Source organism: Pseudomonas sp. RIT623 (assembly GCF_004519305.1).
In the GTDB taxonomy this organism is placed as follows: Bacteria; Pseudomonadota; Gammaproteobacteria; order Pseudomonadales; family Pseudomonadaceae; genus Aquipseudomonas.
Map to the genome: position 1 here is coordinate 16,497 of NZ_SOZA01000053.1, position 12,845 is coordinate 29,341.

A 12,845-nucleotide genomic window follows, 5' to 3' on the forward strand; every position below is an offset into this window, starting at 1 on the left:
CCGGATATGGACACGCCCCGACCCATGACCCTGCGCCAACGCCTGGAAAACCTTCCGGTAGGGCAAAAGCTGCTGGCGGCCCTGCTGGTGCTATTGGTGACCATCCTGCTGGTGGCCAACCTGGCCTTCATCAGCGCCGCCTACTGGATCACCCAGGAAAGCATGGCGCCCCAGGCCTTGCAGACCATCGGCAAGCTGGTGGCCAACCCACAGTTGTCGGCTCGCGCCGGCGACTCGCCAGACACCGCCACGGCGCTGCTCAAGGAGCTCGACAGCTACACGCCACTGCGCGCCGCGGCCATCTACGGCGGCGACGGGCGCATGCTGGCGCAATTGCAGCACGGCGAGGCGCTGACCCTGCCCAAGCGCTTTCGCAACATCGATGGCTGGCGCCTCATGGAGTTTCGCAGCACCCAGCTGATTCGCCTGCCACGCAACGCCAACCCGCCCGCGCACCTGCTACTGGTGGCCAGCAGCGAGTTGCCCACCGCGTTCTATACCGGCACGCTGTCGGCCAGCCTGGCGATCCTGGTGTTCAGCGTGCTGCTGTGGCTGGTCATCGCCCGGCAGATCAAGCGCCTGATCACCCTGCCGATCAACAACCTCGAGGAGTTGTCGCGCCAGGTCACCCGCGAGGAGAGCTACGCGCTGCGCGCCCAGCGCGGCAACGACGACGAGATCGGCAGCCTGGCCGAGGCGTTCAACACCATGCTGTCGCGCATCGAGGCCCGTGAACAGCAGCTCAAACGCACCCGCGACGAATTCCAGGACGCCTACGACCAGGCCCAGGGCCTGGCCGAGGAAACCCGCCACACCAACCGCAAGCTGGAACTGGAAGTCCAGGTGCGCAGCAAGATCGAGAAGAAGCTCACGGGCTTTCAGAACTACCTCAACAGCATCATCGATTCGATGCCCTCGGCGCTGATCGCCCTCGACGAACAGCTTTACGTCACCCAGTGGAACCACGAAGCCACGGTGCTCTCCGGCACGCCGCTGGACGAGGCGCTGAATCAGCCGATTTTCCTCGCCTTCGAACCGCTCAAGCCGTTCCTGCCGCAGCTCAAGGAAAGCGTGGAGAAGCACCGGGTGGCCAAGATCGAGCGGGTCACCTGGCCCAAGGGCGACGAGTTGCGCCATTACGCCCTGACCTTCTACCCGCTGATGGGCGGTGGCGGGCGCGGCGTGGTGATCCGCATAGACGACATCACCCAGCGCCTGTCACTGGAAGAAATGATGGTGCAGTCGGAGAAGATGCTCTCGGTCGGTGGCCTGGCCGCTGGCATGGCCCACGAGATCAACAACCCGCTGGGGGCGATTCTGCACAACGTGCAGAACATCCGCAGGCGCCTGTCGCCGGACCTGCCACGCAACCAGGAGCAGGCCAACGAGCTGGGTATCGACCTGCCGGTGGTCAACCGCTACCTGGACAGCCGCGACGTGCCGCAACTGCTCGATGGCATCCAGCAGGCCGGCGCCAGGGCGGCGAAGATCGTCACCCACATGCTCAGTTTCAGCCGCCGCAGCAATCGCCAGCTGGCACCGTGCGACCTGCCAGCGCTGATCGACCAGGCGGTGGAGATCGCCGGCAACGACTTCGACCTGACCATCGGCTTCGACTTCAAGGGCCAGGCCATCGTCCGCCAGTTCGACCCCGAACTGGGCCCGGTGCCCTGCACCGCCAACGAACTGGAGCAGGTATTGCTCAACCTGCTGAAGAACGCCGCCCAGGCCATCCACCTGCGCCCGCAACCCAGCGAGCCAGGGCGCATCACCTTGCGTACCCGGCTGAGCCCACCCTGGGCGGAAATCCAGGTAGAGGACAATGGCGTCGGCATGCCCGAAACGGTGCGCAAGCGCACCTTCGAGCCGTTCTTCACCACCAAGGAGATCGGCCAGGGCACCGGCCTTGGCTTGTCGGTGTCGTACTTCATCATCACCAACAACCACAAGGGGCAGATGGAAGTACAATCCACGCCCGGCCAGGGCACCTGCTTCACCCTGCGCCTGCCCCTGAACCCGGCCCCGCAGGCCACCACCCACTCGGAGACATGACATGGGCTATCGCCTGTCGAAGATCTATACGCGCACCGGCGACAAAGGTGAAACCGGCCTGGGCGATGGACGCCGGGTGCCCAAGGACCATCCGCGCATCGAGGCGATTGGCGAGGTCGACAGCCTCAACAGTCAACTGGGGGTGTTGCTGGCGGGCCTGGCCGAGCAGGGACTCGATGAGGTGAGTGAGGTACTCGCGCCTTGCCAGCACCGCTTGTTCGACCTGGGTGGCGAGCTGGCGATGCCGACTTACCAGGCCTTGAACCTCAGTGAAGTAGAACGCCTGGAGGCTGCCATCGATGTATGGAACGAAGAGCTGGGGCCGCTGAAGAACTTCATTTTGCCCAGTGGCTCGGCGCTGATCGCCCAGGCGCATGTGTGTCGGAGCCTGGCGCGCAGTACCGAGCGGCGGTGTCAGCAGTTGAATGCTGTGGAACCGCTGGAGGGGGTTGGATTGGCTTACATCAACCGGCTTTCGGATCTGCTGTTCGTGGCGGCGCGGATCATCGGGCGACGGCAAGCTGTTGCTGAAGTGCTTTGGCAGCCGTACGCGAAACCTGACGATCAAAGCAAATAGCGAATTTTCCTACGATTCTTTAAGGAGTTTCACGGGAAATTCTTCGCAACACCATCAGTAAGCTCTTTGTCTCATACCAGAGTTACCACCCTTAACCCAGGTGGTAACGGGACAAGGAGCCCCCATGCCGAATAGCAACACGGTTTCCCGTGCCGTCTCTCGCCCTGCCTGCAGCGCCCGAATTCCCATTCTGCCGATTCGCTACGCCGTAGTGCCCAAGGCAGTCGACGCGCCTTTCTTTCGCTATGCCGACGCCGGCTTCGCCCTGGAGCAAGGCTTCCCCGCACTGCATCAAAGCGCCTACACCCTCCGCGCCCTGCGCGCCGGGTATGTCTATGTCTTCATGGCAGGCCCTTGCGGCGAGAAGTTGGTCATCCACGAACATAACGGCGCGGGGCGCTATAAAGAGCTGCGCTACAACGGCCTGGAGCACTATCACCGACGAGACAGGTACATCAGCGGCGCATCCTCAGGTTGGGTCTGGGCAGATACCTATCAGGATACCGCCGCAGAAGTGTGGATCGGCTACAGCTCCCATTTGTGGAGCAACGCGATGACTGCCCGGATCATGGCTTCTGCGGCGGTACGCCGGCGCCATATGCAGGCGCTGGACATTCCTGAGCTTATTGCCGGCGAGCCAACAAACTCCAGTCAGGCCCATGTGCTGCCTGTCAGCGCCCTGCGAACCTGGGTCGAGGACTTCAAGCCCGATGCGCTGCGCATGAGCCTGGACTGGAGCAGCCATCCATGCCCGGAAATAATGCCCTGCGGCACTCTAGCTGGCATGGCACGTCATTACCCCGCCACACAACCGCGCATCCCTGCCGTCGTCGCACTATATGACGCTGAAGGCATCTCGATGGACCTGGGGCTATCGGCTAATGCCTATCAGCACGCCATGCGCGACCCCGCAGCACCCGACCCAAGTCGCCATGCGTTCGGCGGCCCGCCGGAGAGCCAGGAGAAGGTGCCCGTTTGTTACCGATACGATGTGGAGCGCATCTGCAAGCAAAGCAAGGACCACCACCACAAGAGCATCGTGGCCGCACTGCTGGAAAAAACCCTGCATACGCTCTACCCAGCCAACGCGCCGGATGTGGAGTACGAGGCAAGAGTACGCGCGGCAAATAGTCATCAATCGATCGGCTTGGCACGCTACGAAGCCCTGACTGACGAGCAGCACTCACCGCAAGGTGCCCGGCTGGGGCAACGCATCGACAGTGTCCTTTTCCACGCCTTCATCGCCGAGCGCGAAGCGCAGCAACAAGTACTGGCCGATTTGCAGATGCAGGCATTGCTGGCCAGCGTGGACCATGACGCCTGGCTGGCGTCCGCCGAAGGCCAGCATGCTGACGACCCGCGGTCACTGGCCGCCGTTATTGCCAGTTACGATCGCGACAACTACTCCAGCGCCCTTGGGCTGGAGATGAGCCTGGCGTTGATGCTCGGCAGCATGAGCCAAGCTGTTCCCGGCGCCGAAGACCAGGATCTGCGGTTTGAGCGGCTGGAGAAATGGCTCGATCAACATGACAGCCCTTTGTACCTCGCGCTCGCTCCGTTCAACCCGTTCAAAGACAGGGCCGATGCTGCCGGTACGCTGATCGGGGCTTCGGACAGCACCATCGAAGTGTTGGCGGGACGCTTCCCGGCAATCGCTGACATAACCGACCTCACGGCCCAGGCAGTGCATACGGTGGTGCTCAAGCGCTTGAACGGCAAGACCCGCTGGGATGCGAGTCATTCCTTTCAGCAGCGGATAGTGGCCGCCGCGCAGGAGGCCAATGCTGAAAAGGCGCTAGGCCTGCTGAGCACGCGCTACAAAATTACCGGCCAAGCCGTACGGGAAAGCGCGCTTAGCCAAGCAGTGAAGGAATTTATCGACACAGGCATGGCGCAGATAGAAGAGTCGAAGAAGTTGCGCATCAGTGGTAGCCGCACGGTGACGCTGGAAATGACCACGACGCAGACGGTGAAACCCAGGATTGCGTCGATAGTGCGTTCGGTTGCAGGCGCTGGAGCGAACGCTGGGATGCTCTGGCTGAACATAGTCAATTTGAAAGTCGCTTACGCGAATGTGCTGAAGAGTTCGGCAGCGGAATACACAACGGGGTTTGCGTCTGCAGTCTTTGGGGTAGTTGGCTCGCTGGCAGCGACACTGGTAACGACCCGGGCTGCGCAGAAGTCAGTTACAGTCAAGCTCAGCAGCGTAGCGCCTGGAATGGCGTTCGGCAACGGGCTTATGAATTTTCTATCCAGCAATTCCTTTGCGCGAGCAGTTGGGTATCCAGCCATATTATTAGGTCTTGCTTCAGACATATTAAAAGCCAAGCGACAGGCCGATTATGGCAACGAATCTGCTGCGGAAGACACCGCAATCTCAGGCATAGTTATCTCCATTGGTTCCGCTGTGATCCTGGAAGGCACCTTAGCTATAGCAAGCGCAGCAGCCTTGATGTCTTTAGCGGGACTGGTGGCAATTTCCACAATTGCAGCTGGGGCAGCCGTCCTTACAATTGGCCTATTCTTACAGAAAAAGGCATCTGAGCACTTACACGGCCCCATGGAACTTTGGGCTGCTCGATCGAAATTTGGAACACTTCAAAACGACGGTGAAAATCGCCCCTATCTCAAGCTTGACGCTTCAATGAAGCTGCCCCCATTCTTAACGCTCGTAGATGAAGTGAAAAATTGGTATTCAACCTTCTATACACCAATTAAAATCTCCAAAGAACAGGCGCAAACGCTAGGGGTAGAGATAGGGAATTTCGATACTTCCATTAACAACACCACCTACTGGTCGCACCCTGATTGGGGGACGATTATCCAAACGGGTATCGAACACTCATATAATCGAGGACAAATCACTGTACTTCTTCGCGGCTTCTTGCTGGGCATAAGCACGTGGACGGCGAGTTTTAGCCGTGAAGATGCCATTGCCAAAAAGGCTTTTCTGCTTAATACCACCCCAACTACCTTACTGGTTCCCGAAGGGCTAATCCTTAATTTCAGCGCAGAAATCCCACAGGGGAGCTCGCTTAGCTTGTCGATCGATTATTTCCCCCGACAAGGCATTGACGAAGACGGCAAATCTACTATTACATTATCGGTGAGTCCAAACGAATGAGAATCACATGGATATTTAAGAAATCCAGCCAATCCTCGATCGCCCCTGCAATTCGCGACCAATTTGTAGAAATCAACAAAAAATATCTATGCCTTAGAAATCCCTGGATATCTGATTCAATTTTCATGGGCAAAATGTACACCGCAACCACTCTACTTTTAATTATTTTTGAAGCTTACGTATGGAGTGATTCACACATATGGTACGCCGACGACCTCAATGTCACCCTTGCCGCCCTGGTTATCATCGCCCCCTTCTTTGCCACCCCGCTCCTTTGGTACCGTATATTTTTAATTAAAAGACTCTCACATCTTTACTTCGACCGAAATTCCAAAACAATTATTTACAAACGGAACAAAAAAAATCTGACAATTGACTGGAGGAAATGCGTTGGCGGCTATTTTGTAAAAACCGAATTCAGCGGCAGTTCATTCACTATAGACTACGGATTAGCGATCGCTCAGCGTCCAGAAGACGGAAAGATGAGACAAAAGGATGCAATATGGTTCCCCAGCAACAACCCTAGCGAAGACAATCCACTCTATGCACAAGAATTGTGGGAGTATATCTGCCGATTCATGGACTACGGCCCCGATAAACTACCTCCTCCCAAGGAACCGGATTGGTGGCGCATCCCTCTGAACACAATTTGCCTGTCGCCAAAACAGGCGTGGCGTCACTACGCCCCCTGGCGCACAGGCGAGCCTGGTGAAATGCAGGGCAAGAACAATTGGATGCTGCCCTTCTGGCTGGTGCTATTCCCTTACAATATGTTTTCAGCGCTGTGCTGGTGTGCAGCTTGCTGGATGTTCAACGTCAAGAGCCCGCCCCCACCGGTTTGAAAGCCACCACTTGCAGCACAAGCCTGACAGCCCAGCGCCGCTGTCAGGCTAATGAGCTAGTCAGGCCTCAGGCCAAAACGCCCGAATCCCGGCAACGCCCTGCGCCCCAGCTTCCCAGGCCTGCTCACGCTCACCCGGCCCTACCCCACCCAGTAAGAACACCGGATGACTGAAACCTGCAATCAACCGCTGCGCCTCAGCCCATCCCAGCGGGGCAGCCTCAGGATGCGTCTGAGTCGCCTGCACCGGCGACAGGGTGACAAAATCCACGCCCATCTGCTCAGCCAGCGCCAGCTCTTCTGCGTTATGACAGGAGGCCGCCAACCACCGCTCTTTCGGAAATGGCCGGCCCTTGGCTGCGTATTTGCGCAACTGCGCCGCTGTCAGGTGCCAACCAGCGGACGGGAAGTCTCCCAGCCACTCCAGCGGCCCTTTGAGCATCAACTGCGCCTTGCCGCCACACAGGCCCACCGCATCCACCGCGACGTCACGGTACTTGGGGTCGTACATGTCCGGGGCACGCAGCTGAATCAGGCGAATACCACTGGCCACAGCCCTTTGAATGCCTTTGAGCATCTCCGGCACTTCCAGACCATCCGGGGTAATCAGGTACTGATCCGGCAGGCGCGCCGCAGCCACGATCGGTTTGTTGGCCTCGGGGAACTCGTATTGCGCCAACTCCCGTGGCATAACCCAAGCGAGCGGCTGGCCTTCGGCGCCGTGGGGTTCGCCAGTGAACGCCTGGACCTCGCGGACATCCAGCAACACCTGTTTGTCCGGGTAGTCATGGCTGACTTTGATCAACGCCCGCGAACGGGTCACGTCGATACCCAGTTCCTCGCGAAGCTCTCGGGCCAGCGCCGCTTCGACGCTTTCGCCCTCCTCCACCTTACCGCCAGGGAATTCCCACAAACCGCCCTGGTGCTGGCTGTCGGCACGTCGAGCAATGAGGATACGGCCATCGTTACCGCGAATGACCGCTGCTGCTACATGAATCCGTTTCACCCTTCACGCTCCGCCAGGCCAGCCTGCTGCCAGGCCTGGAAGGCCGGCCACTGGTAGATGGTTTCGATATAGGCGGCGGCCTCGGCCGGTACCTCGACGCGGTAGGTGCGCAGGCGCACGGCCACCGGGGCAAAGAAGGCATCGGCCAGGGTCGGCCGGCCAAACAAGAACGGGCCGCTATCCTTGGCCACCAGGCGGCACTCGGACCACAGGGCGACGATGCGGTCGATGTCGACCTGCACATCCAGCGGCACGCTTTCCAGCGCCTGGTCGCGGGACAGGTCGAACGGCATGGCGCCGCGCAGGGCGAAGAAGCCGCTGTGCATCTGCGCGCAGGCCGAGCGGGCCTGGGCACGGGCGGCGACGTCCTCCGGCCAGAGCCGGGCTGCGAGGTGCTGTTCGTTGAGGTATTCGGCAATCGCCAGGGAATCGGCAATCACCCCGTGCTCGGTCTTGAGCAGCGGCACCTTGCCGGTGGCAGAGAAGGCCAGCAGGCGCTGGCGGGTGTCGGGCTGGTTGAGTTTGACCAGGGTTTCTTCGTAGGGCACGCCGGCCAGGTCGAGGGCCAGGGCGCCGCGTAGCGACCAGGAAGAATACAGCTTGTCGCCGATGATCAGGTGATAGCTCATGATTGGGCTCCAGCGGATTCGGGATAATGGGGCTGCGTTGCAGCCCTTTCGCGGCACAAGGCCGCTCCTACAGGAGGTCGCGTGCTCTTGTAGGAGCGGCCTTGTGCCGCGAAAGGGCCGCACAGCGGCCCCAGTTATATCAAGTACGGTATTCGGCGTTGATCTTCACGTACTCGTGGGACAGGTCGGTGGTCCAGATGGTTTCGCTGCACTGGCCACGGCCCAACTCGATGCGAATGGTGATCTCTTCCTGGGCCATCACCGCCGAGCCTTGCGCCTCGGTGTAGCTCGGGTTGCGCCCGCCTTTGCTGGCGATGCACACGCTGTCCAGGTACACATCGATCAGGCTGACATCCAGCTCTGGGACGCCAGCACGGCCGACAGCGGCGAGGATACGGCCCCAGTTGGGGTCGGAAGCGAACAGCGCGGTCTTGATCAGTGGCGAGTGGGCGACGGCGTAGCCGACATCCAGGCATTCCTGGTGATTGCCACCACCGTTGACCTGCACGGTGACGAACTTGGTGGCGCCTTCGCCGTCACGGACGATGGCCTGGGCCACTTCCATGCACACCTCGAACACCGCCTTTTTCAGGGCCTCGAACAGCTCGCCGCGGGCCTCGGTCACCTCCGGCACATCGGCCTTGCCGGTGGCGATCAGCATGCAGCAGTCGTTGGTCGAGGTATCGCCGTCGATGGTGATGCGGTTGAACGACTTGTTGGCGCCGTCGAGCATCAGGTCCTTGAGCACCTGGGGCGCGACCTTGGCGTCGGTGGCGATGTAGCCGAGCATGGTGGCCATGTTCGGGCGGATCATCCCCGCGCCCTTGCTGATACCGGTGACGGTGATGGTCTTGCCGGCGAACTGGAACTGACGGCTGGCGCCCTTGGGCAGGGTGTCGGTGGTCATGATGCCGGTGGCGGCTTCGGCCCAGTTGTTTTCCGACAGGTTGTCCAGGGCGGCCTGCAGCGCGCCTTCGATCTTCTCGACCGGCAGCGGCTCGCCGATCACGCCGGTGGAGAACGGCAGCACCGACTCGGCCGGGACCCCGGCCAGCTCGGCCAGCTTGGCACAGGTGCGTTCGGCGGCGGCCAGGCCAGGGGCGCCGGTGCCGGCGTTGGCATTGCCAGTGTTGGTCAACAGATAGCGCACGCTGCCCTGCACGCGTTGCTTGGAGAGGATCACCGGTGCCGCGCAAAAGGCGTTGAGGGTGAACACGCCCGCGACACTGGAGCCTTCGGCACAGCGCATCACCACCACATCCTTGCGCCCGGGGCGCTTGATGCCCGCCGAAGCGATGCCGAGTTCGAAACCGGGAACCGGGTGCAGGGTGGGCAAGGGACCAAGACCAACAGCCATGTAAGCGCTCCTAGAAATTAATGCGGGGGATGAGGGGGCGCTGCGCGCCCCTTTCGCGACACAAGGCCGCTCCTACAGGATTACTGCGATTCCTGTAGGAGCGGCCTTGTGTCGCGATGGGCTGCAAGGCAGCCCCGGGATTTCAAGCCAGGGGTGAGATCAGATCACTCGATCTGCCCGTGGCAGTGCTTGAATTTCTTGCCCGAACCACACCAGCATGGCTCGTTGCGGCCCAGCTTCATGTCGTTGCGCACAGGGGCCGACGCGACGGCGACTTCAGCGCCCTCCTCGGCCAATTGCTCGCCTTCCAGGCCAGGCGCGGCGGCGTGCTGGAACTGCATGCGGCTGGCCAGCTCCTCGGCCTCGCGGCGCAGACGGGCTTCTTCCTCGGCCGGGTCTTCGCGGCGTACCTGCACGTGCGACAGCACGCGGATGGTGTCGCGCTTGATCGACTCGAGCAGTTCCTGGAACAGGGTGAAGGATTCGCGCTTGTACTCCTGCTTCGGGTTCTTCTGCGCGTAGCCGCGCAGGTGAATACCGTGGCGCAGGTGGTCCATGGTCGACAGGTGGTCTTTCCACAGGTCGTCCAGCACGCGCAGCAGGATCTGCTTCTCGAAAGTGCGCAGGGCGTCGAGGCCAGCCTGGTCTTCCTTCTCGTGGTAGGCGTCGGTGATTTCCTTGAGCAGCTTCTCGCGCAGGGTCTCCTCGTAGAGGTGATCGTCCTCGTCGAGCCACTGCTGGATCGGCAGCTTGATGGCGAAGTCGCTGGACAGCGAGGCCTCCAGGCCAGCCACGTCCCACTGCTCGGGCAGCGATTGCGGCGGGATGTGCTGGCTGATGGTGGCATCGAGCACTTCCTGGCGGAACTCGGCGATGGTGTCGCCGATATTCTCGGCCGCCAGCAGGCTGTTGCGCATGTGGTAGATCACCTTGCGCTGTTCGTTGGCCACGTCGTCGTATTCGAGCAGCTGCTTGCGGATATCGAAGTTGCGACCCTCGACCTTGCGCTGGGCCTTCTCGATGGCGTTGGTGACCATGCGGTGCTCGATGGCCTCGCCGGACTGCATGCCCAGCGCCTTCATGAAGTTCTTCACCCGGTCGGAGGCGAAGATACGCATCAGGCTGTCTTCCAGCGACAGGTAGAAGCGGCTGGAGCCGGCATCGCCCTGACGGCCGGCACGGCCACGCAGCTGGTTGTCGATACGGCGCGATTCGTGACGCTCGGAGGCGATCACGTGCAGGCCGCCAGCCTCCAGCACCTGCTGGTGGCGTTTCTGCCAGTCGGCCTTGATCTGGGCAATCTGTTCGGCGCTCGGGTTGTCCAGCGCGGCGACTTCGGCCTCCCAGTTACCGCCCAGCAGGATGTCGGTACCGCGACCGGCCATGTTGGTGGCGATGGTCAGGGCGCCCGGCGCACCGGCTTGCGCGATGATCTCGGCTTCCTTCTCGTGATACTTGGCGTTGAGGACCTTATGGTCGATACCTTCCTTCTTGAGCAGGTTGGACATGTGCTCGGAGGTTTCGATGGTCGCGGTACCCACCAGCACCGGACGGCCCTGGGTCATGCTTTCCTTGATGTCGGCGATGATCGCGGCGTATTTCTCGTCGGCGGTCAGGTACACCAGGTCGTTGAAATCCTTGCGCGCCAGCGGCTTGTTCGGCGGGATCACCATCACGTTGAGGGCGTAGATCGACTGGAACTCGAACGCCTCGGTGTCGGCGGTACCGGTCATGCCGGACAGCTTGGTGTACAGGCGGAAGTAGTTCTGGAAGGTGGTCGAGGCCAGGGTCTGGCTCTCGGCCTGGATGTTCAGGTTTTCCTTGGCCTCGATGGCCTGATGCAGGCCTTCGGACAGGCGGCGACCCGGCATGGTACGGCCGGTGTGCTCGTCGATCAGGAGGATCTGGCCTTCCTGGACGATGTACTCGATGTTGCGGTGGAACAGCTTGTGCGCGCGCAGGCCGGCGTAGACGTGGGTCAGCAGGCCCAGGTTGTGCGCCGAGTACAGGCTCTCGCCCTCGGCCAGCAGGCCGGACTGGGTGAGCATGTCCTCGATGAACTGGTGACCGGCTTCGTTGAGCTCGACCTGACGGCTCTTCTCGTCGATGGTGTAGTGGCCCTCTTGGGTCACCTGGCCTTCGACTTCCTCGATGTGCTGGGTCAGGCGCGGGATCAGGCGGTTGATCTCGATGTACAGCTTGGAGCTGTCCTCGGCCTGGCCGGAGATGATCAGCGGGGTACGCGCTTCGTCGATGAGGATCGAGTCGACTTCGTCGATCACCGCGAAGTTAAGCTCACGCTGGAACTTCTCGTCCTGGCTGAAGGCCATGTTGTCGCGCAGGTAGTCGAAACCGAATTCGTTGTTGGTGCCGTAGGTGATGTCGGCGGCGTAGGCAGCGCGCTTTTCCTCAGGCGGCTGGAAGGCCGAGACGATACCCACGGTGAGGCCGAGGAACTCGTACAGCGGGCGCATCCAGTTGGCGTCACGGCGGGCCAGGTAGTCGTTGACCGTGACCACGTGCACGCCTTTGCCGGACAGCGCGTTGAGGTAGACGGCCAGGGTACCGACCAAGGTCTTGCCTTCACCGGTGCGCATTTCTGCGATCATGCCTTCGTGCAAGGTCATGCCACCGATCAGCTGGACATCGAAGTGACGCATGCCCATCACGCGCTTGCCGGCCTCACGGGCCACGGCGAAGGCTTCAGGCAGCAGCTGGTCGAGGGTCTCGCCTTTGGCCAGGCGCTCTTTGAACTCTGCGGTCTTGCCCCGCAGTTGCTCGTCAGAGAGGGCCACCATTTTCTCTTCGAAGGCGTTGACGGCGCTCACCGTCTTGAGCATGCGCTTGATTTCACGCTCGTTCTTGCTTCCAAAAAGTTTCTTTAACAAAGGCGCAAACATATCGGCAGGATCTTCCACACGTAGGGATGGAGGGCGGCCCCGTGAAGTCGCCCGTGCAGCCCATAGGCCGCATGCGAACGAGCATTCTACCCGGAAACGATGGTGAGGAAAGTGGTGGATTTCCACGATGCTGGCACAGCGCTTTTAGGGGGCCTGACTAACATAGGGGCTTTTTTCGCAAGTTCAAGGTGCGCGGACATGAAACGTATCGCGAATGACTTGCATCAAGATCCAGCAACCGATCGCGGGGCAGTCCGCGATGAATGCCCAACTGTTAGACTGTCGATCCTGTAACCCTCTGCATACCTCCATGGCCTACAAACCCTGTCTCTTATACCATCTCCGAGCCCACGAGACTA

The 12,845-nt window shown here is 60.8% G+C and carries 8 protein-coding genes; 4 read left to right on the forward strand and 4 right to left on the reverse strand.

The window, feature by feature from the left end:
- Nucleotides 1–24: 24 nt before the first annotated feature.
- The 4 genes from E3U47_RS23430 to E3U47_RS23445 all read left to right on the forward strand — a co-directional run bounded on the left by E3U47_RS23430 (nt 25) and on the right by E3U47_RS23445 (nt 6,595).
- A complete protein-coding gene (locus E3U47_RS23430) occupies nt 25–2,052 on the forward strand; it encodes an ATP-binding protein (RefSeq protein WP_134693957.1) in 2,028 nt (675 codons plus the stop codon).
- Nucleotide 2,053: 1 nt separating this feature from the next.
- Nucleotides 2,054–2,629, forward strand: coding sequence for a cob(I)yrinic acid a,c-diamide adenosyltransferase (locus E3U47_RS23435; RefSeq protein WP_134693958.1), 576 nt, complete (start codon nt 2,054–2,056; stop codon nt 2,627–2,629).
- A gap of 124 nt (nt 2,630–2,753) precedes the next feature.
- Nucleotides 2,754–5,753 carry a T6SS effector BTH_I2691 family protein gene (locus tag E3U47_RS23440; protein WP_134693959.1) on the forward strand — a complete coding sequence of 1,000 codons (3,000 nt, stop codon included), beginning with the start codon at nt 2,754–2,756 and terminating at the stop codon, nt 5,751–5,753.
- Nucleotides 5,750–6,595, forward strand: a complete 846-nt coding sequence (locus E3U47_RS23445; RefSeq protein ID WP_134693960.1) for a hypothetical protein — start codon at nt 5,750–5,752, stop codon at nt 6,593–6,595. Before E3U47_RS23440 ends, E3U47_RS23445 begins: the two co-directional genes overlap by 4 nt.
- Nucleotides 6,596–6,655: 60 nt before the next feature.
- Here the strand turns inward: E3U47_RS23445 and E3U47_RS23450 are convergent, their stop codons facing one another.
- From E3U47_RS23450 to secA, 4 genes are all read right to left on the reverse strand, one after another.
- On the reverse strand, nt 6,656–7,600 hold the full coding sequence (locus E3U47_RS23450) for a Nudix family hydrolase (protein WP_134693961.1): 945 nt from the start codon (nt 7,598–7,600) through the stop codon (nt 6,656–6,658).
- Nucleotides 7,597–8,229 carry a glutathione S-transferase family protein gene (locus E3U47_RS23455; protein WP_134693962.1) on the reverse strand — a complete coding sequence of 211 codons (633 nt, stop codon included), beginning with the start codon at nt 8,227–8,229 and terminating at the stop codon, nt 7,597–7,599. The genes E3U47_RS23450 and E3U47_RS23455 overlap by 4 nt, the downstream gene beginning before the upstream one ends.
- 139 nt (nt 8,230–8,368) lie before the next feature.
- Nucleotides 8,369–9,586, reverse strand: a complete 1,218-nt coding sequence (gene argJ / locus E3U47_RS23460; protein WP_134693963.1) for a bifunctional glutamate N-acetyltransferase/amino-acid acetyltransferase ArgJ — start codon at nt 9,584–9,586, stop codon at nt 8,369–8,371.
- Nucleotides 9,587–9,750: 164 nt separating this feature from the next.
- Nucleotides 9,751–12,486, reverse strand: coding sequence for a preprotein translocase subunit SecA (gene secA / locus E3U47_RS23465; RefSeq protein ID WP_134693964.1), 2,736 nt, complete (start codon nt 12,484–12,486; stop codon nt 9,751–9,753).
- Nucleotides 12,487–12,845: the final 359 nt, after the last annotated feature.